Source organism: Allobosea sp. R86505 (genome assembly GCF_042466375.1).
In the GTDB taxonomy this organism is placed as follows: domain Bacteria; phylum Pseudomonadota; class Alphaproteobacteria; order Rhizobiales; family Beijerinckiaceae; genus Allobosea.
The window spans coordinates 2,787,126-2,813,137 of the sequence record NZ_JAXHPY010000001.1; the positions used below are offsets into that span (position 1 = coordinate 2,787,126).

Genomic DNA, 26,012 nt, shown 5'->3' on the forward strand with positions numbered 1-26,012 from the left:
GTGGAGAGCAACGCCGCTTGCGCTGGTCCGGTTGCGGCGGCCGGACTAGATTGCCGGCCATGGCTCTCCATCTCCTCAAACTCTGCGTCGGCGCCGACTCGATCGGCGATCTCGAGGACTGGATCGAGGAGCGGCTGACGCTGGAGCGGCGGCTGGGCCGGACGGCCGAGCAGATCCACACCACCCGCATGGTGCCCAAGCGCCTCGACGAACTGCTCGATGGCGGCTCGCTCTACTGGGTGATCAAGGGCCAGATCAGCGCGCGGCAGAAGCTGCTGGCGGTGCGGCCCTTCACCGATGGCGACGGCATCGGCCGCTGCCATCTCGTGCTGGAGCCGGTCGTCGTGCCGCTGGAGCCACGCCCGTGCCGGCCGTTCCAGGGCTGGCGCTACCTCGCCGCCAAGGACGCGCCGCGCGACATCGATGGCCGCAGCGGCGATCTCGGTGCGATGCCGGAGGCGCTGCGGCGGGAACTGGCGGAGCTGGGGCTGCTCTAGGCGCCGCTCGATCCCGGCGATGCCGTGCAGATCAGGACGGGGGTGGACCCTGGCCGCTCAGCGGACCTCGATGCTCCGCCTCGCCAGCACGCTGACGCCGTCGCCTGCCTTCAGGATGTAGCGGATGTCGTAGCGCCCCGGCTTGTCGGGCGCTGCAAGCCGGCCGTCCGAACCCCTTTCGGTATAGACATAGGCGAGTTCGCCGCTAGTCTCGCGGGAGCCGGCCGGGACGAGATCGACATAATCGCCCTCGCCATTGGGACCCTGCCAGGACACGGCAAAGTCTTCGCCGCGCCGAACACTCGCGGGGGCCTCGAGGCTGGCCGTGGCGGCCCGGACTGTCAGCGGCACCTCGGCCAGGATCTTGTGCCCTCCGGCCGCCGCGAGGACATAGCGGATGCGGTAGGCGCCGGGCGCGCCGGGCGCCCGCAGTGCCACGGTTTCCTGATCCTCGGATTGTTCGACATAGGCATAGGCGAGCTCGCCGGAGGTGTCGCGATGCCCCTGCCGCACCAGGTCGACATAGTCTCCCGCGGCGCCGGGACCGCGCCAATGGACCGAGATCGTCGAGCCGGCGACCGCATCGGGTGGGAAGGCGAGCGTCGCCACGGAGGGCGTGACCTCCAGCGGGATGGCGACCAGCGCCTTGCGCCCGTCCGGCGCGGCGAGGATGTAGCGCAGCTGGTAGGAGCCGGCCTCGCCGGGAGCCTTCAGACGGACGGGATTGCCGCTGTCGAGATAGGCATAGGCGATCTCCCCATCGGCGGCCGTATGTCCGCGGCGGACGAGGTCGACATAGTCGCCCGGCTGGCCGGGACCCTTCCAGGACACGTCGAAGCCCGTGCCGGCCGCGACGCTGGCGGGGGCCTCGAGCGCATAGGGGGCATCGGCCACCTCGAGGCGCGCCGACGCGAGCGCATGCCGGCCGTCGGGGCCCGACCAGACATAGCGCAGCTCGTAGCTCCCGGGCCGGCCGGGGGCGCGCAGGGTGGCGGCCTTGCCGGCCTCGACATAGACATAAGACAGCTCGGCATCGAAGCCCTTGCTCCCGGCCGGGACGATGTCGAGATAGTCGCTAGCGCCGCCTGGGCCGGTCCAGTCCGCGGCGAAGCTCTGGCCAATGCTCGGCTTCGCGCTGGTCCGGACCGTCGCCGCCGGCCGTTTGACCGCCTGCGCCGCGGCGGGGCGGACCGTGCCGCCGACGGTGGTCTTCAGCGCATCCTGCAGCTGCGCGGCGTTGCCGGCCGCGATGTAGCGGCCCCCGGTCTGCTCGGCGAGGCAGGCGACCTTGCGGCCGTCCTCGCGCGACAGGTCGAAGCCCACGACATGCGCGGTGAAGCCGACGCCCGCCTTGGCGAGTTCGGCTCCCAGCGCACAGGGGTCGGCCTGGCAGGTCTCGATCCCGTCGGTGATCAGGATGACGGTCGCCTTTTCCTCCGTGTAGCGCAGTGCGACGGCGGCCTGCCGGACGGCTTCGGTCAGCGGCGTCTTGCCTAGGAAGCGCAGTTTGGCAGCCGTCTCATTGATGGCTCCTGCCTTGTTCCGGCCCGGCGGCACCACCAGCTCGATGTCGGAGCAATTGCCCTTTTCGCGGTGGCCATAGGCGAGCAGGCCGATCTCTTTGTCAGGCGCCATCCCGCTCAGGACGGTTTTCAGCGCCTCGCGGGCGATCTCGAGCTTGGGCTTGCCGTCGATCCGGCCCCACATCGAGCCCGAGGCGTCGAGCACGATCAGGGACTGCTCGGCCCGTACCGGGGTCGCGACCGCCAGCAGCAGGCCCAGGGCCATCATCCAGATCCGCATCACGAACTCCGTGTCGAGCCAGTCCAAGGCGAGCCTGCGTCCAGGCGAGCCTCCGTCAGGGATAACCGCCATGCTGCGGCTCGTGAAGAGGATCGGATGAAACAGCGCCTGATGGCTCAGGCCCGCGCCGCTGCCTACTTCACACGGCGATGTTGTCGATCAGCCGCGTCGCGCCGAGCCGCGCCGCGACCAGAATCCGGATCGGCCCGTCGGCGAGCGAGGTCACCGGGGCCAGCGTGTCGGCATGGCGGGCCTCGAGATAATCGAGTTCGAAGCCGGCCGAGATGATCTCGGTCTGGGCCTCGCCGACGGCGCGGAAGAGGTCCTCGCGGTTGCGGATGCGGACGGCCAGCGCCTGCATCACCGTGTGCAGCAAGGGCGCGAGCGCGCGGTCCTGCGGCGAGAGGTAGCGGTTGCGCGAGGACATGGCGAGGCCGTCCGCCTCGCGGAAGGTCGGCAGCGGCACGATCTCGATGCCGAGGTCAAGATCGGCCGCCATGCGGGTGACGACCTTGAGCTGCTGGTAGTCCTTTTCGCCGAAGACCGCGAGATCGGCGCGCGACTGGGTGAAGAGCTTGCAGCAGATTGTCGCGACGCCCTCGAAATGTGTCGGCCGGAAGCGGTCGTCGAGGCCGACGGCGGCCGGGCCGAGCAGCAGCACGCGGGTGGCGAATCCGGGCGGGTACATCGCCTCGACGGCGGGAAAGAACACCGCATCGGCGCCGGCGGCGACCAGTTTGGCGCAGTCGTCGTCGAAGGTGCGCGGATATTTCTTGAAGTCCTCATGCGGGGCGAACTGCGTCGGATTGACGAAGATCGTGACGATGACGCGCTTCGCCCGCCGCTGCGCTTCCCGGACGAGCGCGATATGGCCTTCATGCAGCGCGCCCATCGTCGGCACGAGGCCGACCGTCTCGCCGGTGGCATGCCAGCCGGCCACGGCCTGCCGCATCGCGGAGACGGTCTCGAAGATCGCGATCCCGGTCATGGCGCCTCTTTCGTCAATGGGCTGTGCAGCGGGTGAACTGTCGCCGGGGGACGGGTAGCAAATGTCCGGTAAACCGCCAATATCAGGGCCATGACGGACAAGAGCGACAAGGCGTTGGAGAAGCGGGCGGGCGCGAACGTGGCGGCGGGCCGTTCGGCGCCCGGCGAGATCGACCGCTTCCTCGGCGCGGCGAAGCAGCTCGCGCCGCTGGCGACGGGCCAGGCGGGACGGCTCGTCTTCGCGCTCGACGCCACGATGAGCCGCCAGCCGACCTGGGACCTCGCCTGCTCGCTGCAGGCGAAGATGTTCGAGGTCGCGGCGACGAGCGGCGGGCTCGCCGTGCAACTGGTCTATTTCCGCGGGCTGGCCGAATGCCGCGCCTCGGGCTGGGTCGGTGAGCCACGCCGGCTGAACGGGCTGATGTCGGGCATCGCCTGCCAGGGCGGCCAGACGCAGATCGCCCGCGTCCTGAAGCATGTCCGCGACGAGGCGCGCAGCGTCCCGATCCGGGCCTTCGTCTTCGTCGGCGATGCGATGGAGGAGGAGGTCGATGCGCTCGCCGGGCTTGCGGGCGAGCTCGGCCTGCGCGGCATCCGCGGCTTCCTGTTCCAGGAGGGGCACGACCCCGCCGCGAGCGCGGCCTTCGCCACCCTGGCGCGGCTGACCGGCGGTGCCCATGCCCGCTTCGACGCCGCCGCGCCCGATTCGCTGCTCGATCTCCTGCGGGGGGCCGCGGCCTATGCGGCGGGCGGGCGCGAGGCGATGCTGAAGCTCGCCGCCGGCAGCCCGGCCGTGCGCGGGCTCCTGGGATCGATGGAAGGAGGACGCCGGTGACGCTGCTTTACGGGATCGGCGCCGTCCTGCTGATCTGGTGGCTGTCGAAGCTCTTCGCGAGCACCAATCCGCGAATGCTGGCCAAGGCGGTCAAGGGCGGCGGCGGCTTGCTGTCGCTCGGCATCGCCGCTCTGCTGATGATGCGCGGCCGGCTCGACATGGCGATCTTCGTCGGCGGCATCGGCGCCTGGCTGCTCGGCTGGAGCGCGACCGGGCCCGGCGGCATCCGCTTTCCCTGGGAGGCGTCGTCCACCGAGACGCCGGGAGCGCGTTCGCGGGTCGCCTCGCCGCTTCTGGCGATGGAACTCGATCATGACAGCGGCGGCATGACCGGGACGGTCAGCGCCGGGCGCTTCGCCGGCCGCAGCCTCGACGATCTGTCGCTGGCCGAGATCGGCCTGCTGATGGGCGACTGCCTGGCGCAGGATCCCGAGGGCGCCCGGCTGCTAGAGGCTTATCTCGACCGCCGGTCGCCCGGCTGGCGTGAAGACGCTGATCGTCACCGCGACGCGGGGCAGGGCCGCGCGCCGGGCACGGGCGCGATGTCGCATCAGGAGGCCTACGAGATCCTGGGGCTTCAGCCGGGGTCGGGCGAGGAGGCGATCCGCGAAGCCCATCGCGCCCTGATGAAGCGCATCCACCCGGATGCCGGGGGCACCAGCGGTCTTGCCGCTCGCGTCAACCAGGCCAAGGACGTCCTTCTGAAGTGAGGAGCCAGCCGGGAAGAGGGAGGAGGTTGAGTACGACATGCCAGCGTTCCTTTTCCTTGTCCTTGTCCGTCAACCGCGGGTGGCGAAGCAGGCGAAGCCGTCGCGCTTCAGCCGGGCGCAGGCGTTCTGGGCATCCTTGGAATCGTCGAAGCCGGCGAAGCGGGCCCGAAACAGCGTGGCTCCGCCCTTCTCGACCTTCTCGGTCACGGCGGTGACCTCGGCCAGCGGTCCGGCGGCCTTGGCGCGAGCGCGGACCAGGATCTCGCGAGCCTTCGCCTCGTCGTCCGTGGCGCCGAGCTGAATCAGCCATTTGCCGGTCGCCGCGGCAGGGCGAGCCTCGGCCGTGCGGACGGGCTCGGGCGCCTTTTCGACCGTCTTGTCCACGGCCTTTGCGATGGCGGTCACGCCGGCCTCGTGAGCCTTCTCGGCGGGAGCCGCGGCGACGGCGACCGGCGCGGCCGGGACTTCGGCCGGCTCGGCGACCTTCGCGATCGAGGATGTGACGTCGACATTGGCCGGCGGGCGCAGGATCTTGCCGTCGGCTGCAGGGGCACCGATCGACCAGCGCATCGCCGGCGGCGTCGTGGTGGCGGTGACCGGGCGCATCCCCGAAATCTGCAGGGGCTGACGGACGCCTGCGGTGAGCGGGCGTGGCGGCGCGACCGGAGTCGTGGTCGGGACGGGGGCATAGGCGCGCGCGGCGATCGGGAGCGGGGCGGGGGCTTCCGGTTCGGCCCGGGGGCGCGGCACCGGCAGCGGCCTTGCTTCGAGGGCCGCCGCAACGACCGGCGCCGCGGGACGCTGGCGCTCAGGCGCGCGCTCCTGGGCGCGCTCTTGCGGACGCGGCTCGGGCTCGGGCGCTTCTGCGACCATGGTCGAGGCGCGACCGCTGGTCGCGGCCCTGGGCAGGGTGGCGACGACGAGGTCGGCCATGATCTTGTCGCGCGCGGCGCCGGAGCGCCCGCCGAGCACGACCGAGACGACATGGCGGCCATCGGCCTTTGCCGAGGTCATCAAATTGAAGCCGGAGAGGCGGGTGTAGCCGGTCTTGATGCCGTCGACGCCCTCGATGCGGCCGAGCAGCTTGTTGTGGTTGCGATAGGCGCCGCCGGCATAGTTGAACACCCGCGTCGAGAACATCGGGTAGTAGCGCGGGAAGCGCTCCTGGATGGCGCGGGCGAGGATGGTGAGGTCGCGCGCCGTGGTCATGTTCGGCGGGCTGTGGGGCAGACCGTGCGGGTTGTAGAAGGTGGTCCGGGCCATGCCGAGCGAGCGGGCGCGGGCCGTCATCATGCGGGCGAACTCGTCCTCGGAACCGCCGACATTTTCGGCCACCGCCATCGCCACGTCGTTCGCCGACTTGGTGATCAGGGCGAGGATCGCGTCGCGCACGGAAATGGTCTCGCCGGGGGCGAAGCCGATCTTGGAGGGCTCCTGACGGGCGGCATGACCCGAGACCGTCAGCTCCGAATTCATGTTGAAGCGGCCGCGCTCCATCTGCTCGAACAGCACATAGAGCGTCATGACCTTGGTGATCGAGGCCGGGATGCGGGGGGCGTCCTCGTTGACCGCGTGCAGCGTACGGCCAGTGCGCGCATCGACGACCATCGCCGCATAGGGCGGGGCATAGCCGCCACCGGCAGGGCGCTTCTTCTTGCGCGCCGCCTCGGCGGGAGAGGCGACGGCCGCGACCGCAATCGCGACGATGCCGATCATTGCCACCAGCGCGCGCGAACGCACGCGTCGGGACCCAACGCAACTGAAAGCCATGCAACCCGCCTCAACCGGAACTCTCGTTCCCCACAGCCGGCGTCACGCGACGTGGCATATGGGATACAGTTGAGGAGGTTAGGAGCGTGCGGTTACGGAGCCGTTAAAATGCCGGCTATTTCGCCGCCGCGGCGAGCGGCGCCGTCACGCGCTCCGTGCATTGCAGCACGACCTTGACATTCATGTTGCGGTGCACAATATGAGGGCGGTCCCGGTGGTGAACCCTTTTTCATCTGACCCAGGGGCGACAGACCCGGGCCCTTGTGGCTCGTCAGCAAGAGGCGGCATGCGTGCCGAGGGAAGAAACATGATCCAGCAGTTCGAGACCATCCAGAAGGCCTCCAAAGAGAACGTCGACGCCGCCCTGAAGGCTTTCGGCGCCACCTCCAAGGGCGTGCAGACGCTCGCCGTCGAGGCCACCGACTACGCCAAGAAGTCCTTCGAGACCGGCACCGCCACGCTCGAGAAGCTGGCCGGCGTCAAGACCCTGGACAAGGCCATCGAGATCCAGACCGACTACGTCAAGACGGCCTTCGAGGGCGCCGTCGCCCAGATGACGAAGATGGGCGAGCTCTACGCCTCGATCGCCAAGGACGCCTACAAGCCGTTCGAGGGCATCGTCGCCAAGGCCGTTCCGGCCACCAAGTGAGCTGAACCGGCGCCGCCCGCTCGCGGCGCCAGGCCTCACCGCTGAATGAAAGCCCGGCCGTGAGGCCGGGTTTTTTCGTCTTTGGGCGCCGAACAAGCCGGCGGACGCCTGCGCGAGCGGCGTCATGCTTTCGGCGAACGGGGTTTCCTGTTACCTCTGGCTTCCCATCGATCGATGAGGGAATGCGATCATGTCCGACACCGCAACCCTTTCCGCGACGTTCCAGATCTCGATCCCGAAAGCTGTCCGACAGGCGCGCCATTGGAAGGCGGGCCAAGAGTTCGCCTTTGTGCCGAAGGGCACGGGCGTCCTGCTGGTCCCTGTGCCGTCGCCGGGAGATTTGAAGGGGCTGGCCAAAGGGGCCAACCCGGCTGATTTTCGTGATCGCAGCGATCGGGCCTGATGCGGCTGGTCGACACGTCGGCCTGGATCGAGTGGCTGATCGCATCGCCGACGGGCCAAACCCTGGAATCCTGGCTGCCGCCGCGCGAGGATTGGCTGGTCCCGACCATCGTTCAACTCGAACTCGGCAAATGGCTCGTCCGCGAGGTCGGTGAGGACAAGGCTGATCAAGTCATCGCCTTCAGCCAGATGTGCGTCGTCGTCGCGCTCGATACCCGACTGGCCTTGCTGGCGGCTGAACTCTGCGCCCGGCACCGGCTCTCGACTGCCGATGCGATCGTCTACGCAACGGCCTTGGACCGCGGCGCCGATCTCTTGACCTGCGACGCGCATTTCGAGGGGCTCGGCAGTGTGACCTACTTCGCCAAGTTCAGCGGTGGCTAGCCCCGTCTCGGTGATTCCGAGCCGAGCCGGACATCCGCCGCGGCGGGTCGCGCCGTGGCGATGGTTGTTTTGAACCGATTGAAAACTGGCGCGAGGAAGCGCATGTCTTGCCCGTCGCCGCGCCCGCCGCGGCCTGCAAGCCAGTGGTTTCTCCGATGCTCGACAAAGCCATTCCGCCGCGTACCCTCAGGCTGAACGCCAGCGACAATGTCGCCGTCGCGGTCGATCCGATCGATATCGGCGTGACGGCCGCGGGCGTGACGGCGCTGAAGCGCATTCCGCGCGGGCACAAGCTGGCACTGAGCGTCATCGCCATCGGCGAGCCGATCCGGAAGTTCGGCCAGATCATCGGCTTTGCCACCGTCGACATTCCGCCCGGCGAATGGGTGCATGAGCACAACACCGGCTTCCATGCCTTCGAGCGCGACTATGCCTTCTGCGCCGAGGCGAAGCCCGAATTCGTCCTTCCGATCGAGCAGCAGGCGACCTTCGAGGGCTTCCGCCGCGCCAATGGCAAGGCCGGCACGCGCAATTATGTGGGCATCCTGACCTCGGTGAACTGCTCGGCCTCGGCCGCGCGCTTCATGGCCGAGGAGGTCAAGCGCTCCGGACTGCTCGCCGATTATCCCAATGTCGATGGCGTCATCGCGCTGACCCACGGCACGGGCTGCGGCATCGACTACAATGGCGAGAGCTTCGAGGTGCTGAAGCGCACCACCTGGGGCTATGCCTGCAACCCCAACATGGCCGCTGTGCTCGTCGTCGGGCTGGGCTGCGAGGGCTTCCAGATCAAGCGGATGAAGGACGCCTATGGCGTTGAGGAGAGCGACGTCTTCCGCACGCTGACGATCCAGGAGACCGGCGGCACCCGCAAGGCGGTCGCGGCGGGAATCGAGGCGCTCAAGGTGATGCTGCCGATCGCGGACCGGGCGCGGCGCGAAACCGTGCCGGCTTCCGAGCTGATGCTTGCCCTGCAATGCGGCGGCTCGGACGGCTATTCCGGCATTACCGCCAACCCGGCGCTGGGCAAGGCGGTCGACATCCTGGTCGAGCATGGCGGCACGGCCATCCTCTCCGAGACGCCGGAGATCTACGGCGCCGAGCATCTGCTCACCCGCCGCGCCGCCAACCGCGAGACTGGCGAGAAGCTCGTCGGCATCATCAAGTGGTGGGAGGACTACACGGCGCGTGCCCGCATGGACATGAACAACAACCCGTCGCCCGGCAACAAGGCGGGCGGGCTGACCACCATCCTGGAGAAGTCGCTGGGCGCCGCCGCCAAGGGCGGCACCAAGACGCTGGCCGCCGTCTACCACTATGCCGAGCCGGTGCGCTCCAAGGGCTTCGTCTATATGGACACGCCCGGCTACGACCCCGTCTCGGCGACCGGGCAGGTGGCGGGCGGGGCGAACATCCTCGCCTTCACGACCGGGCGCGGCTCGGCCTATGGCTGCAAGCCGACGCCCTCGATCAAGCTCGCCACCAACACGCCGATGTATCTCAAGCAGACCGACGACATGGACATCAATTGCGGCGATGTCCTCGACGGCGTGACGCTGGAGGAAAAGGGCCAGGAAATCTTCGACTATCTGCTGAAGGTCGCCTCGGGCGAGAAGTCCAAGTCCGAGGAAATGGGCTATGGCGACGCCGAGTTCGTACCCTGGCAGATCGGCGCGACCATGTGAGGGCTCGGCCCGGCGGGATTGTTCCGGCCGGAACCATAGCGCGACTTCGATCGTTTCTTCCGATCAACGTGAAGGAAGGGACGACATGATCCGCCACGCTCTCGCAGCAGCAATCTTCGCAGCCGGCCTCTCCGTTGCGGCGCCCGCTTCGGCGTCGCCTCTCGCCTCGTCCTCGGCCTCCGGACTGCTGCAGCAGATTCCGCCGGTGGCAGAGCAGGCGCAGTATCGCGATCACCGCCGTTATCGCCGCGACCACCGCGGCCCTTATATGCGGCGCCACGGGCCACGACCGCGCTACGCACCCGGTGCCCGATTCCGCGCCCCGCCGCCCGGCTATCGCCGCTATGGCGCAAGGCCAGGCAACTGGCGCAACCGTGGCTGCATCACGGTCGGGGCGATCTGGTTCTGCCCGTGACCTGCGGATATTGACGATCAAGCCGGGCTCGCGCCCGGCTTTTTTGTGGGACGGCTTGAACCGAATCAGACTGCAAAAGGACCAAGAGGGGAAACCGGCGCAACCCGCCCCGGTGCATTGCTTTGCCCAGGCCTATCATGAAGACCCTGCTTGTCGTCACCGTTCCGCGCGTCCTGCTGGGGCTGCTCTTCCTCGTCTCCGCCGTCGACGGCTTCTGGTGGCTGGCCACCGGCACGCATCTGATCCATCCGCCGACCAGCACCCGCGGTGTCGCCTTCGAGGAGGCGCTGCAGGCTTCGGGCTTCCTCTGGCCGCTGCTGAAGACGGTCAACCTCGTCGGCGCTCTCAGCCTGCTGGGCAATATCGCGCCGGCGCTGGGGCTTGCGCTGATCGCGCCGGTGATGACGGTGATCGTGCTGTTCCACCTGGTGCTCAATCCGCAAGGACTGCCCGTGGCGGTGATCCTGGTGGTGCTGGGGTCGCTGCTGGTTTGGGCCTATCGCGATCGCTATGCGGCACTGCTGCGGTGATGCTCAGCGAGAGGCCGCTCCCCGTCATTGCGAGCGAAGCGAAGCCATCCAGAGCCGCGCGCTCGACGTCCCCCTGGATTGCTTCGTCGCTGCGCTCCTCGCCATGACGGGGGCTAGAGCGTAAAGCCGCGCAGGCGCTCGCTCAGCGCGCCGATCCGGTCCGCGGCGACATTGGCGATGGCGATGCGCAGATGCCGCTCCTGGCCCGGGCCGAAATAGGGGCCGGGCAAGGCGAGAACGCCGCGCTCCTGAACCAGTGCTCGGACCACTTCCGCCGCCGGCACGCCCGGGAAGGGGTGCGCGACATAGGCGAAATAGGCGCCCGCCGCGAGCAAGCGCCAGTCGTTGAGTGGTGCCATCGCCTCGCGGAAGAGCGCGGCGCGGGCGTTGATCTCGGTGCGGTTGGCCTCGCGCCAATCGCGGATGCCGTCGATGCCCCAGGTCACGGCCGCCTGACCGGCCCGCACCGGGCTGATCTGGACGCAGTCGAGCACCTTGGCGATCTCAGCCATCACGGCTTCGCCGGCCGTGATCGCGCCCAGCCGCCAGCCCGGCACGGCATAGGCCTTCGAGAAGCTGTAGAGGCCGATCACGGAGTCCTGCCAGGGCGTTGTCGCGAAGACCTCATGCGGGGCGGCAGCGCCGGCGGGGAGGAAATCGCGATAGGTTTCGTCGAGCACCAGCCAGAGCCCGCGCCGCGCGCAGAGCTCGGCGAAGGCGGCGATGGTGGCGGGCGGATAGATCGCGCCGGTCGGATTATTCGGCGTCACCAGCACGATGGCACGCGTGCCAGCGTCGATCAGCGCCTCGGCCGCGGCGACATCGGGCACGAAGCCGGCGGCCGGATCGCAGGGCAGCGGGCGCGCCTCGATGCCGAGCATGCGCAGCGTCATCTCGTGATTGAAGTACCAGGGCGTCGGCAGCAGCACGTTCTGGCCGGCCCGCGCCACCGCCATCATCGTCATGACGAAGGCCTGGTTGCAGCCCGAGGTGATGGCGACCTCGCCCGGCTTGAAGGGGGCGCCGTAAACCCGCGCGATCTCGGCCGCATAGGCTTCGCGCAGGGCCATGTCGCCGGTGATCGGGCCGTAGCGCGTGGCGTCGGGCGAGGCGGCGGCCTGCGCCAGCCGTTCCAGCAGTGCGGCCGGCGGGGGTGAACCCGGCACCGCCTGCGAGAGGTCGACCAGCGGGCCCGAGCGCCCGTCATAGGCGCGCGCCCACGCCTGCGCCTGCGGGATCGGCGGGGTTCCGGTGTCGAGGAGGTCGGGGTTCAGGGCGGGGAGCGTCATGTCGGCCATGGCCGGCAGCTTTGGGACGCGGCCGGCCCTGCGTCAATCGTCGCGGCATTGACCGGCATGTTCGCGCGAGCTGCCGCTGCCTACTCCCTTCCCACCGCAAGCGGGGGGAGGGAGAGCGCTTGCGCGCTTGGCCGCCGCATATTGAAACCCATATCATCAGGCGTGAAGGACGAGAGCGGAGCACGCATGCCGGACGGGACGCAGGACGCCATTGAGACGCTGCATGCGATGCTGGACGCCGCCGGCAGCATCGTCGCCTTCACGGGGGCGGGCATCTCGACCGAATCGGGCGTCCCGGATTTCCGGACGGCGGGCTCGCCCTGGATGGTCAACAAGCCGATTCCCTTCCAAGCCTTCGTCAAGAGCCGCGACGCCCGAGCCGAAGCCTGGCGGCGCAAATTCGCGATGGACGATCATTACGCCGGCGCCGCGCCCAATGCCGGGCATCGCGCGCTGGCCCAGATGGTCGGGCAGGGCCGGGCGCCCGCGATCATCACCCAGAACATCGACGGGCTGCACCAGGCCTCCGGCGTCCCCGACGACCGGGTGATCGAGCTGCATGGCAACGGCACCTATGCGAGCTGCCTCGCCTGCGGCCGCCGGCACGAACTGGCCGAGATCCGCCCTACCTTCGAGGCGACGGGCGAGCCGCCGGACTGTGCCGCCTGCGGCGGGCCGGTGAAATCCGCGACGATCTCCTTCGGCCAGGCGATGCCGCAGGACAAGATGATCCGGGCCCAGCAACTGGCTCTGGAGGCTGAGCTTTTCCTCGTGCTCGGGTCCTCGCTCGTGGTCTATCCGGCGGCGACGCTGCCGGTCATCGCCAAGCGCCGGGAGGCGACGCTGATCATCGTCAACCGCGAGCCGACGGAGCTCGACGCCATCGCCGATCTGGTGGTGCGGGCGGAGATCGGCGCCGCGCTCGGCCCGCTGGCGGGCTGAGGCGCCTGCGACCTTTCGGCCCCGCGCGGGCGCCGGGGGTTGAGGCGGCGGCAAAAACAGCTATGCGAGCGGGGAGTTCCCGTCCGCAGTCGCAAGGCGATCCATGTCCAGCGAGAAGACCATCCCCTCCGCCGCCCTCGCGCTCGGCGCGGCCGGGGTCATCCCGTTCCTGGCCTGCACGGCCGGGCTCGCGGCCGGTTTTGCCGTGCCGGGCATCGGCGGCGGTGAGCGGCTGGCCCAGGCGCTGATCGTCTACGGAGTCGCGATCCTCTCCTTCCTCGGCGGCGTGCGCTGGGGCATCGCCATCGGCTATGAGAGCGAGGCGACGCAGCGGCGGGACTTCATCATCGCGGTGGTGCCGGCGCTGATCGGCTGGGGCGCCACGCTGCTGGCCCCGGGCGCGGCGCTGTGGACGCTCTGCGTCGCCTTCATCCTGCTCGGGCTGCTGGACTACGGCCTCTACTGCCGCGAGGTCGCGCCGGAATGGTATGGCCGGCTGCGGCTCGGCCTGTCGGCGGCGGTGGCGCTGCTGCTCGGCGTTGCGGCGGCGACGGCCTGAGCCTCAATCCCGCGAGGCCAGCGCGAGCCGCAGCGCCAGGGCTCCGAAGACCGCACCCATCAGCCGCTGCGGCCAGAGCGCGAGATGCGGGCGGGCGGCGAGCGCGCTTCCGAGCCGGCCCGCCGTCAGGATGACCAGCCCGTTGGCGATCAGCCCCACCAGATTGAGGATCGTCGCCAGCACCATCACCTGCAGGGCGATCGACCCGGCCTCGGGCTTCAGGAACTGCGGCAGCAGCGCCAGCATGAACAGCGCCATCTTGGGGTTGAGCAGGTTGGTCAGCATCCCCTGCAGGAAGATCGCCTGCAGCCTGAGCCGGGGCTGGTCCTCGCGCGGCGCGAAGAGAGCGGCGGGCGCGCGCAGCGTCGTCCAGGCCAGCCAGGCGAGATAGGCCGCGCCGAGGAAGCGCAGGCCGTCATAGGCCGCCGGCACCAGCAGGAAGAGCTGCGACAGGCCAAAGGCCGCCGCGAAGGCCTGGAGATAGCTCCCGGCGGCGATGCCGAGATAAGTCAGGAAACCGGCCCTGCGGCCCTGGCCCAGGCTGCGCGAGGCGATCAGCAGCATGTCGGGGCCGGGCGTGGCCGTCAGCACCGCGCAGGCGGCGGTGAAGAGCGCCAGTGTCGCGAGATCGGGCATCCCATCCTCCGCCGGGCGCCCTGCCGCGCCGGTCGTGATCTAGCGCAATGATCAGCGCCGATCGAGCTTTTCGACGATCGCGGATGTGGATGACGCGAAGCCGGCTGTATCGCGACTCCCCGGGGATGGTATCGTGGGCAGGCGAATCAAGCCATTTCGCGCGGGGGTGGGTAGTCAATGTCCGACGAGTTCGGTGAGGGCGGGCGGCGGCCGGTGGGACCGATCCAGTCGCTCAATCGCGTGATGCGGCTCGACGGGCCCGAGGGCCTCGCCGCGGATGTCGGCGTCGAAATCAGCGGCTATGTGAAGTGGTTCGACGTCAGCAAGGGCTATGGCTTCGTCGTGCCCGAGGATGGCGGGGCCGACGTTCTCGTCCATGTCACGATCCTGAAGCGCGACGGTTTCAATGCGATCGCCGAAGGCGCTCACATCGTGCTCGAAGCGGTGGAGAAGCCGCGCGGCCGCCAGGCGATCCGCGTGCTCTCGATCGACACCACCGCTGCGCGTCATCCCGCCGAGATGCCGCTGGCGCGCACCAACGTCCAGGTCACGCCGACCAGCGGGCTCGAGCGGATGACGGTGAAGTGGTTCAACCGCCTGCGCGGCTTCGGCTTCGTCTCGGCCGGCGAGAACGCGCCCGATGTCTTCGTCCATATGGAGACGATGCGCCGCTACGGCCTCGTCGAGTTGATTCCCGGACAGGTCGTGCTGGTGCGCTACGGACCCGGGCCGAAGGGCCTGATGGCCGCCGAGATCCGGCTGGAGCAGGGCGGAGCGCCGTCCTCACACTGAGCGGGCGGTCCTCGCATTGAGCGGGCGGTCGCGGTATCATCGCCGTCATTGCGAGCGCAGCGAAGCAATCCAGAGGGGTGCGCTCGACGTCCCCTGGATTGCTTCGCTGCGCTCGCAATGACGGTTGACGATCGCCCTACAGCGCGAACGACGTCCCGCAGCCGCAGGAACTCGTCGCGTTCGGGTTGGTGATCTTGAAGGACTGCCCGATCAGGTCGTCGACGAAGTCGATCGTGCTGCCGGCGAGCAGGTTGAGCGAGGTCTCGTCGATCAGCACGGTGGCGCCGTCGCGCTCGATGACGATGTCGCCAGGCGCCTTTTCGCGATCGACGTCGAAGACATACTGGAAGCCCGAGCACCCGCCGCCGGCGACGCTGACGCGCAGCATCGAGCCCGGGGGCTCCGTCGCCATCACCGCGAGGATGCGGCTGGCAGCCTTCTCGGTCACGGCGACGCGGTTCACGGGGGCCTCGGTTGAGGTGGTCTCGAGAGAAGTGGTCATGGCGATCTCCCGGAGCAGAAGCTCCTTGCACCTTGGTTGCCCGCGAAGGTAATTGCGCGCCAGCCCCTCTACAAGCCGGGGGCGGCGACGGACCCGCCATGCCGCATCCACTCAACCCCGCCTTCGGCGAGCCTCACGGCCGCGAACCCGGCGATCGCTGGCGCGCTCCCTACGCCTGCCGGGCGGCGACGAGCCGGGGCCGGTTGATCGCGGAGCCGGCCTCGCCGACGCGCAACCCGTTCCAGCGCGACCGCGACCGCATCATCCATTCGACGGCCTTCCGCCGGCTGAAGCACAAGACGCAGGTCTTCGTCTCGCATGAGGGCGACCATTTCCGCACGCGGCTGACCCATACGATCGAGGTGGCGCAGATCGCGCGCGCCCTGGCACGGGCGCTGGGCCTCGACGAGGATCTCGCCGAGGCGCTGGCGCTGGCCCACGACCTCGGCCACACGCCCTTCGGCCATACCGGCGAGGACGCGCTGGCTGACTGCATGGCCGATGTCGGCGGCTTCGACCACAATGCCCAGACGCTGCGGATCGTGACGCGGCTGGAGCGTCGCTATGCCGGGTTCGACGGGCTGAACCTGACCTGGGAGACGCTGGAAGGGCTGGTCAAACACAACGGCCCGCTGCTCACGGCCCACGGGTCGCCGACGGAGCGCTATGCGCAGGCCGGCATCCCCGCCGCGATCGTCGAATATCAGGCGAAGCAGGATCTCTGGCTCGACAGCTATGCCTCGGCGGAAGCGCAGGCGGCCGCGCTCGCCGACGACATCGCCTACAACGCCCATGACATCGACGATGGCCTGCGGGCGGGCTTGTTCGGCCATGGCGAGTTGCGGGCGGTGCCGTTCCTGGCCGAACTGCTCGACGAGATCGAGGGGCTGCATCCGGGGCTGGAGACGGCCCGGGCCACCAATGAGCTGGTGCGGCGGGTAATCACGCGCTTCGTCGAGGGCGTGATCGCGGAATCGCAAGGGAGGCTGGCGGCGCTGGCCCCGGCCGATGCCGATGCGGTGCGCCGGGCGGGCCGGCCGGTCATCGCCTTCCCGGATGCGATCACGCGGGCCGACGCCGAGATCAAGGCCTTCCTCTATCCCAACATGTATCGCCATGCCCGCATCGCGCCGATCCGCCGCGAGGCGGCGCAGGTGGTGCGCGACCTGTTCGGCCGCTTCCGGGCCGATCCTGGCCTGATGCCGGTGGACTGGGCCGCCGGCTGCGAGAGCCTCGACGCGCAGCGTCTGGCGCGGCGGGTGGCCGATTACATCGCCGGCATGACCGACTGGTACGCGCTCGACGAGCATCGGCGCCTGTTTGACGCGACCCCCACGCTGCGATAGGGCCGGGCGCTCCCCTTCAGCAGATCCTGGCCGCGATGAACCTGTTCGAGACCTATTCCGCCCGTGTCGCCGCCGCGCTCGCGGCGCTCGCCGAGCGCGGGGCGCTGCCCGCCGGGCTCGATCTCGGCCGCGTCGTGGTGGAGCCGACGAAGGATCCGGCCCATGGCGATCTCGCCACCAACGCCGCGATGGTGCTCGCCAAGGAGGCCGGTACCAATCCGCGTGCGCTGGCGGCGCTACTGGTTGAGGAACTCGGCAAGGACGCGCAGATCGTCAAGGCGGAGATCGCGGGGCCGGGCTTCATCAACCTGACGCTGCAGCCGTCGGTGTTCACGGCGATCCTGAAGGACGCGGTTGAGCGCGGGCTCGATTACGGCCGCGGCGCGCGCAAGCCGCAGCCCAAGATCAATGTCGAATATGTCTCGGCCAACCCGACCGGGCCGATGCATGTCGGCCATGGCCGGGGCGCCGTGTTCGGCGATGCGCTGGCCAACATCCTCGCCTTCGCCGGCCATGACGTGACGCGCGAATACTACATCAACGATGCCGGGGCGCAGGTCGACGTGCTCGCCCGCTCCGCCTTCCTGCGCTATCGCGAGGCGCTCGGCGAGACGATCACGATCCCCGAGGGGCTCTATCCCGGCGACTATCTCGTTTCGGTCGGCAACACGCTGGCGACGGCCCATGGCGACGCGCTGCTGGCGAAGCCGGAGTTCTGACTGGCTGCCGTTGGTGCGGGCCGCGGCCATCGACGGCATGATGGCGATGATCCGGGACGATCTCGCCGCGCTCGGCGTCGTCCACCAGGTCTTCTTCTCCGAGCGCTCGCTGCAGAACGATGGCGGCGTCGACGCCGTCGCCGAGACGATCGCGGATCTGCGCGCCCGGGACCTGATCTATCAGGGCCGGCTGCCGCCGCCGAAGGGCCAGAAGGATGAGGATTGGGAGGACCGGGAGCAGGCACTGTTCCGCGCCACCCAGTTCGGCGACGATGTCGACCGGCCGCTGCTGAAGTCCGACGGCAGCTATACCTATTTCGCCAACGACATCGCCTATCACCGCTCGAAGTTCACCCGCGGCTTTCCCCAGATGATCGATGTCTGGGGCGCCGATCATGGCGGCTACGTCAAGCGCATGCAGGCGGCGGTGAAGGCGGTGACGGCGGGGCAGGGCGCGCTCGACGTCAAGCTGTGCCAGCTCGTCAAGCTGCTGCGCAACGGCGAGCCGGTGAAGATGTCGAAGCGCTCGGGCGACTTCGTCACGCTGCGCGAGGTCATCGACGAGGTCGGCCGCGATGCGGTGCGCTTCATGATGATCTTCCGCAAGAACGACGCGACGCTCGACTTCGACCTCGCCAAGGTGGTCGAGCAGTCGAAGGACAATCCGGTCTTCTACGTGCAGTATGCCCATGCCCGCTGCGCCTCGATCTTCCGGCAGGCGCGCGAGGCCTTTCCCGATCTCGACCTGTCGCCGCAGGCCCTGGCCGGGGCCGATCTCGGCCGCCTCACCGACGAGGCCGAGGTGGGTATCGTCAAGTTGATCGCAGCCTATCCGCGAATCATCGAAGGCGCTGCGGCCGCGCATGAACCACATCGCGTGGCCTTCTTCGTGCATGAGTTGGCCAGCGCGTTCCATTCTTTATGGAACAAGGGCAAAGACTCGCCGCAATTACGGTTCGTTAATCAAACTGATCGAGAGTCGACTGTGGCGAGGTTGGCGTTTGTGCATGCGGTGCGCAGCGTCCTTGCTTCCGGTCTGGCTGTCGCCGGAGTTGCGGCGCCGGAAGAGATGCGTTGATGGCCTGAGGGCTCTCGGCGCGCACAAGGTCAGGTTGACCGCGCGAGGCAGAGGGCGTTCCCTTTCGCGTCGGTCGCCTGCGCTGGAATGGATCGTGCCATGAGTGAGCCAGCTAGAAACCGTTTCGCCCTGGACCTCGAAGATCTCGAGCGCCAGCTCCGCAGCGCCGGCCAGGTGCCGCGTTCCGGTCAGCCGGCCGATCCGCTGGCGGAACTGACGCGCATCGTCGATCAGGGCGATCCCCTGAAGGATATTTTCGGTCAGCGCGGCCCGTCCGCCGGTCAGCAGCGAGCCGCCGCCGCCTGGCAACCGTCGGCGCCGGCGCCCCAGCCTGCCGCGGAGCCTTCGAGTGCAGCCCGTGAGGCCGTTCGGCCCGCGGCGCCGGCGGCGGATGTCCCCCTCGACGCGGTCAGCCATTTCCAGGCGGTCGCCGCGCAGGCGCAGCCGCCGGCCGAGTTGCGCGGTGCGCTCGATGAATTCGAGGCCCTGCTGCGTCGCAACGAGCCGGTGCGCTCCGCCCCGGCCGTCGCCCCGGTTCGCGCCGAGCCGCGCTTCGACGATGCCGTTCAGGATTTCGAGCGTGCCGAGCCGCAACCCTATCTCCGGGCCGCGGCGCCGGAATCGGTGCCCACGGCGCGCGATCTCGACGAGATGCGCGATGTTCATGCCGCTTATGCGCCGCCGCCTTCCGAGGATCTGCAGGCCTATCATGACGGTGTTCCCGCCGATGAGGATCTGCCGGATCTCGAGCCGCGCCGTTCCCGCAAGGGGCTCTACGCCGCGGCGGCGCTGATCGTCGTCGGCGTGGTCGGCGTGGGGGCGGTGATGTCGATGCGCGGCACGCCGAAGACCGCCGATGGGCAGCCGCCGACGATCGCGGCGGCGAGCGGGCCGACGAAGGTCGAGCCGATCAATCCGGGCGGCGCCGAAATTCCCAATCAGAACAAGCAGATCTACGAGCGGCCCGGCGATCAGCAGTCCGGCCAGACCAAGGTGGTGAGTCGGGAGGAGCAGCCGATCGACGTCCAGCAGGCTGCGCGCTCGCTGCCGGCGCGGGTCGTCTTGCCAGGTCCCGGCACGGCGACCGCCACACCGTCCACGCCTGCGGCCGCCGGCAATGCGCTGGCCCAGGCGCCTGCGGCTGTGGTTCCTCTGGCGGCGCCTGCCGAGCCGGCCCTGACGCCAGTGCCGCCGGTGCCCGGCCTCGGCGAGCCGCGTCGCGTCCGCACCATCTCGATCCGTCCCGACGGCACGCCGGCTCCGCCCGTCGGCAGCGTTGCCGGCTACACCAACGGCGCCGCGCCGCTCGCCACCGGCTCCGCGCCGCCGGCCCGTCCCGCCGGGATCGTTCCGTCCGCTCCGCCCGCGCCCGCGGCCGCGGTCCCCACGGCCGCCCGCCCATCGGCGACCCCCGTCGTTGAGGCGCCGAAGGTCCAGGAGCGCGCGACGGTCCCGACGCCGCCGCCCTCCGCGCCGTTGCGAATCGCCAGCGCTCAGCAGGCGTCGCAGGCACCGGCGGCTCCCGCGACGGCCGCGGTCCGGAGCGGCACCGGCGACTTCGTGGTCCAGCTCGCCGCTCCGGGCAGCGAATCCGAGGCGCGTGCGACCTTCGCAGCTCTCCAGCGCAAGTATCCGGGGCAGCTCAGCGGCCAGGCACCGATCATCCGGAAGACCGAGCTCGCCGGGGGCAAGACCGTCTACCGCCTGCGGGTCGGACCCTATTCCCGCGACGGTGCGACCTCGATGTGCACCGCGCTTCAGTCGGCCGGCGGACAGTGCTTCATCGCGAAGAACTGATCCCATTGCGTTGACCGCCGCTGGAGTGGCGGCGGCGAGGAACCAAGCCGGCGGCACGGGGTGCCGCCGGTTTTTTTTTCGTCGCGTCGGGCGCAGGGCGGCCCCGGCGGGACCGCCGTGGTTTCGCCACGGCTTTCATGTCATCACCCCGCCGATGGGCCGCCGCGATCGTCCGCCACCGGCGCGCGGGGCCCGAGCCAAGACCCAATATGCCTTCCGGAGGACACCATGGATCGTCGTCGTTTCGTCAAGACCGCCGCGGGCGGCGCGGCCGGCAGCGCGCTCGTCGCCGCGCCCGCCATCGCCCAGTCGCAGCCCAAGATCAGCTGGCGGCTGACCTCGAGCTATCCCAAGAGCCTCGACACGCTGTTCGGCCTGTCGACGCAGGTTTCCAAGCGCGTGGCCGAGGCGACCGACGGCAATTTCCAGATCCAGGTCTTCGCACCCGGCGAGATCGTGCCCGGCCTGCAGGCGCTCGACGCCGTGCAGAACGGCACGGTCGAATGCAGCCACACCCTGTCGAGCTTCTATATCGGCAAGGACCCGGCCTTCGCCTTCGAGACCTCGCTGCCCTTCGGCTTCAACACCCGCCAGCAGAACGCCTGGCTCTATGCCGGCGGCGGGCTCGAGCTCTGCCGCGCCTTCATGAAGAAGCAGGGCCTCTACACCATCCCCTCGGGCAACACCGGCGCGCAGATGGGCGGCTGGTTCCGCAAGGAGATCAAGTCGCTGGAGGATCTGAAGGGCCTGAAGATGCGCATCGCCGGCCTCGGCGGGCAGATCATGGCCAAGCTCGGCGTCGTGCCGCAGCAGATCGCCGGCGGCGACATCTATCCGGCGCTGGAGCGCGGCACGCTCGACGCGGTTGAGTTCTCCGGACCCCATGACGACGAGAAGCTCGGCTTCCAGCGGGTCGCGAAGTACTACTGTTACCCCGGCTTCTGGGAGGGGAACGCCAATGTCAGCTTCCTCGTCAATCTGGAGAAGTGGAACGCGCTGCCGGCGGCCTACAAGGCGATCCTCGAGGCCGCCTGCGCCGAGGCCAACGCGCTCTGCGTCGCCAAATACGACCACGGCAATCCCGATGCGCTGATTCGCCTCGCCGGGGCCGGTGCCGAGCTGCGGCCCTTCCCGCAGGAGGTGATGGCGGCGGCCTTCAAGGAGGCCTTCGCGATGTATGCCGATCTCGCTTCGAAAAACGCCGAGTTCAAGACGTTCTACGACTCCTTCCTCCCTTACTGGAAGAAGGAGAACCTCTGGTTCCGTGTCGCCGAGCTGCCCTTCGACGCGTTCAACGCGCAGATGTCGCAGCAGATGCGCTGAGGGGTTCAAACCTCAACCGTCATCCTGGGCGACCGCAGGTCGTTCGGGATCCATCCTGGGGCTCCGATGACCTTCGATGGATCCCGGGCCGTGCCGCTTTGCGGCCCGCCCAGGATGACGGCGGAGGGTTGACCGCGCCTGCGGCGCTTCCTACCCCAGCAGCATGACCTCGCGCGCCTTCATCGCCGGCTGCCTCGGCACGAGCCTGACCCCGGACGAGCGGGCCTTCTTCAAGGATGCCCGGCCCTGGGGCTTCATCCTGTTCCGCCGCAACACGCAGAGCCCCGAACAGGTCGCTGCGCTGACGGCGGAGCTGCGCGAGAGCGTGGGCTGGCACGCGCCGGTCCTGATCGACCAGGAGGGTGGGCGGGTTCAGCGCATGGCCCCGCCGCACTGGCCGAAATATCCCGCCGCACAGGCCTTTCTCGCGATCAACGACCCCGTGGCGCAGCGCGAGATCATCAGGCTTTCGGCCCGGCTGATGGCGCATGACCTGAAGGCGGTGGGCATCGACGTCGATTGCCTGCCGGTGCTCGACGTTCCCGTCTCCGGCAGTCATGACGTCATCGGCGACCGGGCCTATGCGCATGAGCCCGATCGTGTCGCCCAGCTCGGGCGCGCCGCGGCCGAGGGGCTGCTGGCCGGCGGCGTGCTGCCGGTGATCAAGCACATGCCCGGCCATGGAAGGGCGCGGGCCGACAGCCATCACGATCTGCCGGTGGTCGATGCCCCGCTCGACGCGCTCCGGGCGCATGATTTCCGGCCCTTCCGCCATCTCGCCGACATGCCGATGGCGATGACGGCGCATGTCGTCTTCACCGCGATCGACCCGAAGAACCCGGCGACGATCTCCCGCACGGTCGTGCGCGACATCATGCGCGGCGAGCTGCGCTATGACGGGCTGATCATGACCGACGACATCTCGATGAAGGCGCTCTCTGGCGGTTTCGCGCAGAAGGCGCGGGCGGCGATCCGCGCCGGGGTCGACGTCGTGCTGCATTGCCACGGCATCATGGACGAGATGGTCGCCATCGCCGGGGCCGTGCCGGAGATGCGGGGCGACCGCGCCCGCCGCGCCGCGATGGCGCTCGCCCGCATCCGCCACGAGCCCGAGCCGCTCGATGTCGAGGCCGCCCGCTCGCAGGTCGCCAGCGCGCTTGCCTTGGGCGGCTGAACCATCGAACCTGTAGCGCTCCCGCGTCCTGAGCGGGGGGAGGGGGATGGCCGGCATGGCGGCGCAACTGCCATTCGAGGAGGACGGCCCGGAGCGCGACGGCGAGCCGGCGCTGCGGGTCGATGTCGACGGCTATGAGGGCCCGCTCGACCTGCTGCTCGATCTCGCCCGCCGGCAGAAGGTCGATCTTCACCGCATCTCGATCCTGGCGCTGGCCGAGCAATATCTCGTCTTCGTCGAGCAGGCGCGGGCGCTGCGGCTGGAACTGGCGGCCGATTATCTCGTGATGGCGGCCTGGCTGGCCTATCTCAAATCCCGCCTGCTGCTGCCCGAACCGCCCAGGGGCGAGGAGCCGAGCGCGGCCGATCTGGCGACCTCGCTGGCGCTGCGCCTGCGCCGGCTGGAGGCGATCCGCGCCGCCGCCCGCAGGCTCGCCTCGCGCGAGCGGCTGGGGCAGGACGTGTTCGCGCGCGGCGCGCCCGCGGCGGTCGTCGCCGGGGCCCGGCCGGTCTGGGAGGCTGAGCTCTACGATCTGCTCTCGGCCTATGCGCAGCAGCGGATGAAGAGGGTGCAGGGTCATATCTCGGTCGGCCAGCGCGTCGTCTGGTCGCTGGTCGAGGCGCGCGAAGCGCTGCAGCGGCTGGTCGGCGAGGCCGGGGACTGGACGCAGATCGACCCGTATCTCGCGCGCTACATGGCCTCGCATGGGCTGCCCGCCCGTGAGATGGCGGCAACCGTGCGGGCGTCGGCGCTCTCGGCCATGCTGGAGATGGTCAAGGAGGGCGTGCTCGACCTGCGCCAGGACGACGCCTTCGCGCCGCTCTATCTGCGCCGCCGCTCGGCGCGGCCGCCGGCGCTGCCGCTGTCGCGCGGGGACGGCCCGTGACCGACACCGCCGTGCAGCCTCCCGAGGAGAGCGACGGCGGGGCGGACGCCTTCGCGCAGGCGCTGCGCGTGGTCGAGGCGCTGCTGTTCGCCTCCGCCCAGCCGCTGTCGGCCGAGGAGCTGGCGCGCTCGGTGCCCGCGGGCGTCGCGATCGAGGAGGTGCTGGCGCGGCTCACTGCGTTCTACGACGCGCGCGGCGTCAATCTGCGCCCCGTCGCCGGTGGCTATGCCTTCCGCACCGCGTCCGACCTCGGCTATCTGCTGGCCGCCGAGGCCGAGCCGCCGCGCAAATTGTCGCGGGCGGCGCTCGAGGTGCTGGCGATCATCGCCTATCACCAGCCGGTGACGCGGGCCGAGATCGAGGAGATCCGCGGCGTCGCCACCGCCAAGGGCACGCTCGACATCCTGCTCGAGGCCGGCTGGGTGCGGCTGCGCGGTCGGCGCCGTTCGCCCGGGCGGCCCGTGACCTTCGGCACGACGCCCGGTTTCCTCGATCATTTCGGGCTCGACCGGATCGACGATCTGCCCGGTCTGGAGGAGCTGAAGGGCTCCGGCTTCATCGAGGGGCGCCTCACGCGCGACCTCGCCGTGCCGGTTCCAGACGACGATCCGGAGCTTCGCGCCGACGAGGACCCGCTCGGCGACCTGTTCACGCCGCTTGACGAGAACGGCTGAGCGCCGCACAGGGCGGGCGACTTTCGGCGCCAGCCTTCCCCGTCATCCTGGACAAGCGGCGAACGCCGCGCCGTTCGGGATCCATCATCGGGCTCCGTCGCATCCTCCGATGGATCCCGGGACGACCTGCGGTCGCCCCAGGATGACGATGGAGGCAGTTGCAAACTGGAGCATGCGTTGGTCGCCAACGAGACGAAATCGCGCTGGCTGAGCTGGGGGCGCCGGGGCACGGCCGGGGCCGCGATCCCGATGGCGCTGGCCTTCGACGGCGTGACGCAGCGCTTCGGCGGGGTCACGGCGCTCAGGGACGTCTCGCTCTCGATCGAGCCCGGCGAGATCGTGGCGCTGCTCGGCCAGTCCGGCTGCGGCAAGACGACCCTGCTGCGGCTGGCTGCCGGCGTCGAGCGGCCGAGCGCGGGCCGCGTGCTGCTGGAGGGGCGCGACGTCTCCTCGCCGGACAGCTTCGTCGAACCCGAGCGGCGCGGCGTCGGCCTCGTCTTCCAGGATTATGCGCTCTTCCCGCATCTGACCGTGCTGGAGAATGTGCGCTTCGGGCTCGCGCGCCGGGGCGAGGGCGGGGCGGCGGACGCCACGGCGCGCCGGGCGATCGCGCGCGTCGGGCTGGCCGATCTGGCGGACTCCTACCCGCACATGCTCTCGGGCGGCGAACAGCAGCGCGTCGCGCTGGCGCGCGCCGTGGCGCCGCGGCCGGGCGTGCTGCTGATGGACGAGCCCTTCTCCAATCTCGACCGGCGCCTGCGTGACGTGGTGCGCGACGAGACGGCGGCGTTGCTGCACGAGACCGGCGCGACCTCGATCATCGTCACGCACGATCCCGAGGATGCGATGCGCATCGCCGACCGGATCGTGCTGATGCGCGCGGGCGCGATCGTGCAGATCGGAACGGGCGAGGATCTCTACCGCCGGCCCGGCAGTCTCTTTGCCGCCCGATTCTTCTGCGACTTTACCGAGGTCGCCGGCCCGGTGGTGCGCGGGGCGGTCGATACGCCCTTCGGCCGCTTCCCGGCGCGGGGCCTGGCGGAAGGCAGCGAGGCGGTGGCCTGCATCCGCCCGCATGCGGTGCGGATCGTGCCCAAGGGCTTCTGCCTGCCGGGCCGGGTGGTGACGCGGCGCTTCCTCGGCGAGGTCGATCACCTGCTGATCGCGGTCGACGGCTTCGACCGCCTGCTCTCGGTGCGGGCTTCGCTCGCGGGCGCGATGGGGGAGGGCGATGATGTCGGCCTCGACATTCCCACCGACGAAGTTCTTGTGTTCCCCGCGGGGGACACATAGGTTCCGCCGCAACAGCTTGATCCGGGGTCGCAATCCCCCGGCAACATTCGAATTGAGGGAGTTCGCCATGGGTGGCGTCAGCATCTGGCACTGGATCGTCGTCGGCGTCATCGTGATGCTGCTGTTCGGACGCGGCAAGGTTTCCGAACTCATGGGCGACGTGGCCAAGGGCATCAAGTCGTTCAAGAAGGGCATGGCCGAGGACGAGACGCCTCCGCCGCCGCAGAGCGCCGCGACCCCTGCCGATCCCAAGATCATCGACGCGCAGGCCACCCCTTCCGCGCCGGCCAAGGCCGAGACCAAGGCCTGAGGGCCGGCCTCCCGTC

Annotated in this window: 26 protein-coding genes and 1 pseudogene; 21 read left to right on the forward strand and 6 right to left on the reverse strand. The window is 69.6% G+C overall.

Going from position 1 to position 26,012, the window contains the following annotated elements; genetic code table 11:
• Window positions 1-59: 59 nt before the first annotated feature.
• On the forward strand, window positions 60-497 hold the full coding sequence (locus SJY11_RS13515) for a DUF1489 family protein (protein WP_376987113.1): 438 nt from the start codon (window positions 60-62) through the stop codon (window positions 495-497).
• 57 nt (window positions 498-554) lie between these two features.
• On the opposite strand, the gene SJY11_RS13520 is transcribed toward SJY11_RS13515, so the two are convergent.
• Entirely contained in the window at window positions 555-2,372 is a 1,818-nt protein-coding gene (locus SJY11_RS13520; RefSeq protein WP_376987114.1) for a VWA domain-containing protein, read from the reverse strand.
• Between the two features lie 67 nt (window positions 2,373-2,439).
• Window positions 2,440-3,288, reverse strand: coding sequence for a pantoate--beta-alanine ligase (gene panC / locus SJY11_RS13525; protein WP_376987116.1), 849 nt, complete (start codon window positions 3,286-3,288; stop codon window positions 2,440-2,442).
• A 90-nt stretch (window positions 3,289-3,378) separates the two neighbouring features.
• Between panC and SJY11_RS13530 the strand changes: the two genes are divergently transcribed.
• Both SJY11_RS13530 and SJY11_RS13535 read left to right on the forward strand, forming a co-directional pair.
• Complete coding sequence (locus SJY11_RS13530) at window positions 3,379-4,122, forward strand: VWA domain-containing protein (protein ID WP_376987117.1); 744 nt, start codon at window positions 3,379-3,381, stop codon at window positions 4,120-4,122.
• Entirely contained in the window at window positions 4,119-4,832 is a 714-nt protein-coding gene (locus tag SJY11_RS13535) for a DnaJ domain-containing protein (RefSeq protein WP_376987118.1), read from the forward strand. Before SJY11_RS13530 ends, SJY11_RS13535 begins: the two co-directional genes overlap by 4 nt.
• A 69-nt stretch (window positions 4,833-4,901) precedes the next feature.
• Here the strand turns inward: SJY11_RS13535 and SJY11_RS13540 are convergent, their stop codons facing one another.
• Window positions 4,902-6,572, reverse strand: coding sequence for an SPOR domain-containing protein (locus SJY11_RS13540; protein WP_376987119.1), 1,671 nt, complete (start codon window positions 6,570-6,572; stop codon window positions 4,902-4,904).
• Window positions 6,573-6,909: 337 nt separating this feature from the next.
• Here SJY11_RS13540 and SJY11_RS13545 point away from each other — a divergent pair, with 337 nt between their 5' ends.
• The 6 genes from SJY11_RS13545 to SJY11_RS13570 all read left to right on the forward strand — a co-directional run bounded on the left by SJY11_RS13545 (window position 6,910) and on the right by SJY11_RS13570 (window position 10,667).
• Entirely contained in the window at window positions 6,910-7,251 is a 342-nt protein-coding gene (locus tag SJY11_RS13545; RefSeq protein ID WP_069055484.1) for a phasin family protein, read from the forward strand.
• Window positions 7,252-7,441: 190 nt separating this feature from the next.
• Entirely contained in the window at window positions 7,442-7,654 is a 213-nt protein-coding gene (locus SJY11_RS13550; RefSeq protein ID WP_069055483.1) for an AbrB/MazE/SpoVT family DNA-binding domain-containing protein, read from the forward strand.
• Complete coding sequence (locus SJY11_RS13555; protein WP_376987120.1) at window positions 7,654-8,037, forward strand: type II toxin-antitoxin system VapC family toxin; 384 nt, start codon at window positions 7,654-7,656, stop codon at window positions 8,035-8,037. Before SJY11_RS13550 ends, SJY11_RS13555 begins: the two co-directional genes overlap by 1 nt.
• A gap of 155 nt (window positions 8,038-8,192) precedes the next feature.
• Window positions 8,193-9,722 (forward strand): UxaA family hydrolase, encoded by a 1,530-nt coding sequence (locus SJY11_RS13560; protein WP_376987121.1) that lies wholly within the window; start codon window positions 8,193-8,195, stop codon window positions 9,720-9,722.
• 85 nt (window positions 9,723-9,807) lie between these two features.
• Window positions 9,808-10,137 carry a hypothetical protein gene (locus SJY11_RS13565; RefSeq protein WP_376987122.1) on the forward strand — a complete coding sequence of 110 codons (330 nt, stop codon included), beginning with the start codon at window positions 9,808-9,810 and terminating at the stop codon, window positions 10,135-10,137.
• A 137-nt stretch (window positions 10,138-10,274) separates the two neighbouring features.
• The gene (locus SJY11_RS13570; protein WP_376987124.1) at window positions 10,275-10,667 is read left to right on the forward strand and encodes a hypothetical protein; all 393 of its coding nucleotides are present in this window, start codon (window positions 10,275-10,277) and stop codon (window positions 10,665-10,667) included.
• Between the two features lie 113 nt (window positions 10,668-10,780).
• Here SJY11_RS13570 and SJY11_RS13575 read toward each other — a convergent pair whose 3' ends face one another.
• Window positions 10,781-11,956, reverse strand: a complete 1,176-nt coding sequence (locus SJY11_RS13575) for an aminotransferase (RefSeq protein ID WP_376987125.1) — start codon at window positions 11,954-11,956, stop codon at window positions 10,781-10,783.
• A 195-nt stretch (window positions 11,957-12,151) separates the two neighbouring features.
• Between SJY11_RS13575 and SJY11_RS13580 the strand changes: the two genes are divergently transcribed.
• On the forward strand, window positions 12,152-12,907 hold the full coding sequence (locus SJY11_RS13580) for an SIR2 family NAD-dependent protein deacylase (RefSeq protein ID WP_376987127.1): 756 nt from the start codon (window positions 12,152-12,154) through the stop codon (window positions 12,905-12,907).
• A gap of 103 nt (window positions 12,908-13,010) precedes the next feature.
• The gene (locus SJY11_RS13585; protein WP_376987129.1) at window positions 13,011-13,466 is read left to right on the forward strand and encodes a DUF3429 domain-containing protein; all 456 of its coding nucleotides are present in this window, start codon (window positions 13,011-13,013) and stop codon (window positions 13,464-13,466) included.
• Between the two features lie 3 nt (window positions 13,467-13,469).
• Here the strand turns inward: SJY11_RS13585 and SJY11_RS13590 are convergent, their stop codons facing one another.
• Window positions 13,470-14,102 (reverse strand): LysE family translocator, encoded by a 633-nt coding sequence (locus tag SJY11_RS13590; RefSeq protein WP_376987130.1) that lies wholly within the window; start codon window positions 14,100-14,102, stop codon window positions 13,470-13,472.
• Window positions 14,103-14,279: 177 nt separating this feature from the next.
• On the opposite strand from SJY11_RS13590, the gene SJY11_RS13595 reads away from it, so the two are divergent.
• Window positions 14,280-14,894: a cold-shock protein gene (locus SJY11_RS13595; RefSeq protein ID WP_376987131.1), complete on the forward strand. Its 615-nt coding sequence runs from the start codon at window positions 14,280-14,282 to the stop codon at window positions 14,892-14,894.
• Between the two features lie 136 nt (window positions 14,895-15,030).
• Here the strand turns inward: SJY11_RS13595 and SJY11_RS13600 are convergent, their stop codons facing one another.
• The gene (locus tag SJY11_RS13600; RefSeq protein WP_376987132.1) at window positions 15,031-15,396 is read right to left on the reverse strand and encodes a HesB/IscA family protein; all 366 of its coding nucleotides are present in this window, start codon (window positions 15,394-15,396) and stop codon (window positions 15,031-15,033) included.
• A 98-nt stretch (window positions 15,397-15,494) separates the two neighbouring features.
• Between SJY11_RS13600 and SJY11_RS13605 the strand changes: the two genes are divergently transcribed.
• The 9 genes and pseudogenes from SJY11_RS13605 to SJY11_RS13645 all read left to right on the forward strand — a co-directional run bounded on the left by SJY11_RS13605 (window position 15,495) and on the right by SJY11_RS13645 (window position 25,996).
• A complete protein-coding gene (locus SJY11_RS13605) occupies window positions 15,495-16,742 on the forward strand; it encodes a deoxyguanosinetriphosphate triphosphohydrolase (RefSeq protein ID WP_376987133.1) in 1,248 nt (415 codons plus the stop codon).
• A gap of 35 nt (window positions 16,743-16,777) precedes the next feature.
• Window positions 16,778-18,539 (forward strand): annotated as a pseudogene (gene argS / locus SJY11_RS13610) (arginine--tRNA ligase).
• A gap of 99 nt (window positions 18,540-18,638) precedes the next feature.
• A complete protein-coding gene (locus tag SJY11_RS13615) occupies window positions 18,639-20,336 on the forward strand; it encodes an SPOR domain-containing protein (protein ID WP_376987134.1) in 1,698 nt (565 codons plus the stop codon).
• 228 nt (window positions 20,337-20,564) lie between these two features.
• Complete coding sequence (locus SJY11_RS13620; RefSeq protein ID WP_376987135.1) at window positions 20,565-21,659, forward strand: TRAP transporter substrate-binding protein; 1,095 nt, start codon at window positions 20,565-20,567, stop codon at window positions 21,657-21,659.
• A gap of 163 nt (window positions 21,660-21,822) precedes the next feature.
• On the forward strand, window positions 21,823-22,833 hold the full coding sequence (gene nagZ / locus SJY11_RS13625; protein ID WP_376987136.1) for a beta-N-acetylhexosaminidase: 1,011 nt from the start codon (window positions 21,823-21,825) through the stop codon (window positions 22,831-22,833).
• Window positions 22,834-22,888: 55 nt separating this feature from the next.
• Window positions 22,889-23,719 (forward strand): segregation and condensation protein A, encoded by an 831-nt coding sequence (locus SJY11_RS13630; protein ID WP_376987137.1) that lies wholly within the window; start codon window positions 22,889-22,891, stop codon window positions 23,717-23,719.
• Window positions 23,716-24,393 (forward strand): SMC-Scp complex subunit ScpB, encoded by a 678-nt coding sequence (gene scpB, locus SJY11_RS13635; protein WP_376987138.1) that lies wholly within the window; start codon window positions 23,716-23,718, stop codon window positions 24,391-24,393. Before SJY11_RS13630 ends, scpB begins: the two co-directional genes overlap by 4 nt.
• Window positions 24,394-24,642: 249 nt before the next feature.
• The gene (locus SJY11_RS13640; RefSeq protein WP_376989320.1) at window positions 24,643-25,686 is read left to right on the forward strand and encodes an ABC transporter ATP-binding protein; all 1,044 of its coding nucleotides are present in this window, start codon (window positions 24,643-24,645) and stop codon (window positions 25,684-25,686) included.
• Between the two features lie 67 nt (window positions 25,687-25,753).
• Complete coding sequence (locus SJY11_RS13645) at window positions 25,754-25,996, forward strand: twin-arginine translocase TatA/TatE family subunit (RefSeq protein ID WP_376987139.1); 243 nt, start codon at window positions 25,754-25,756, stop codon at window positions 25,994-25,996.
• The last annotated feature ends 16 nt before the right edge of the window (window positions 25,997-26,012 follow it).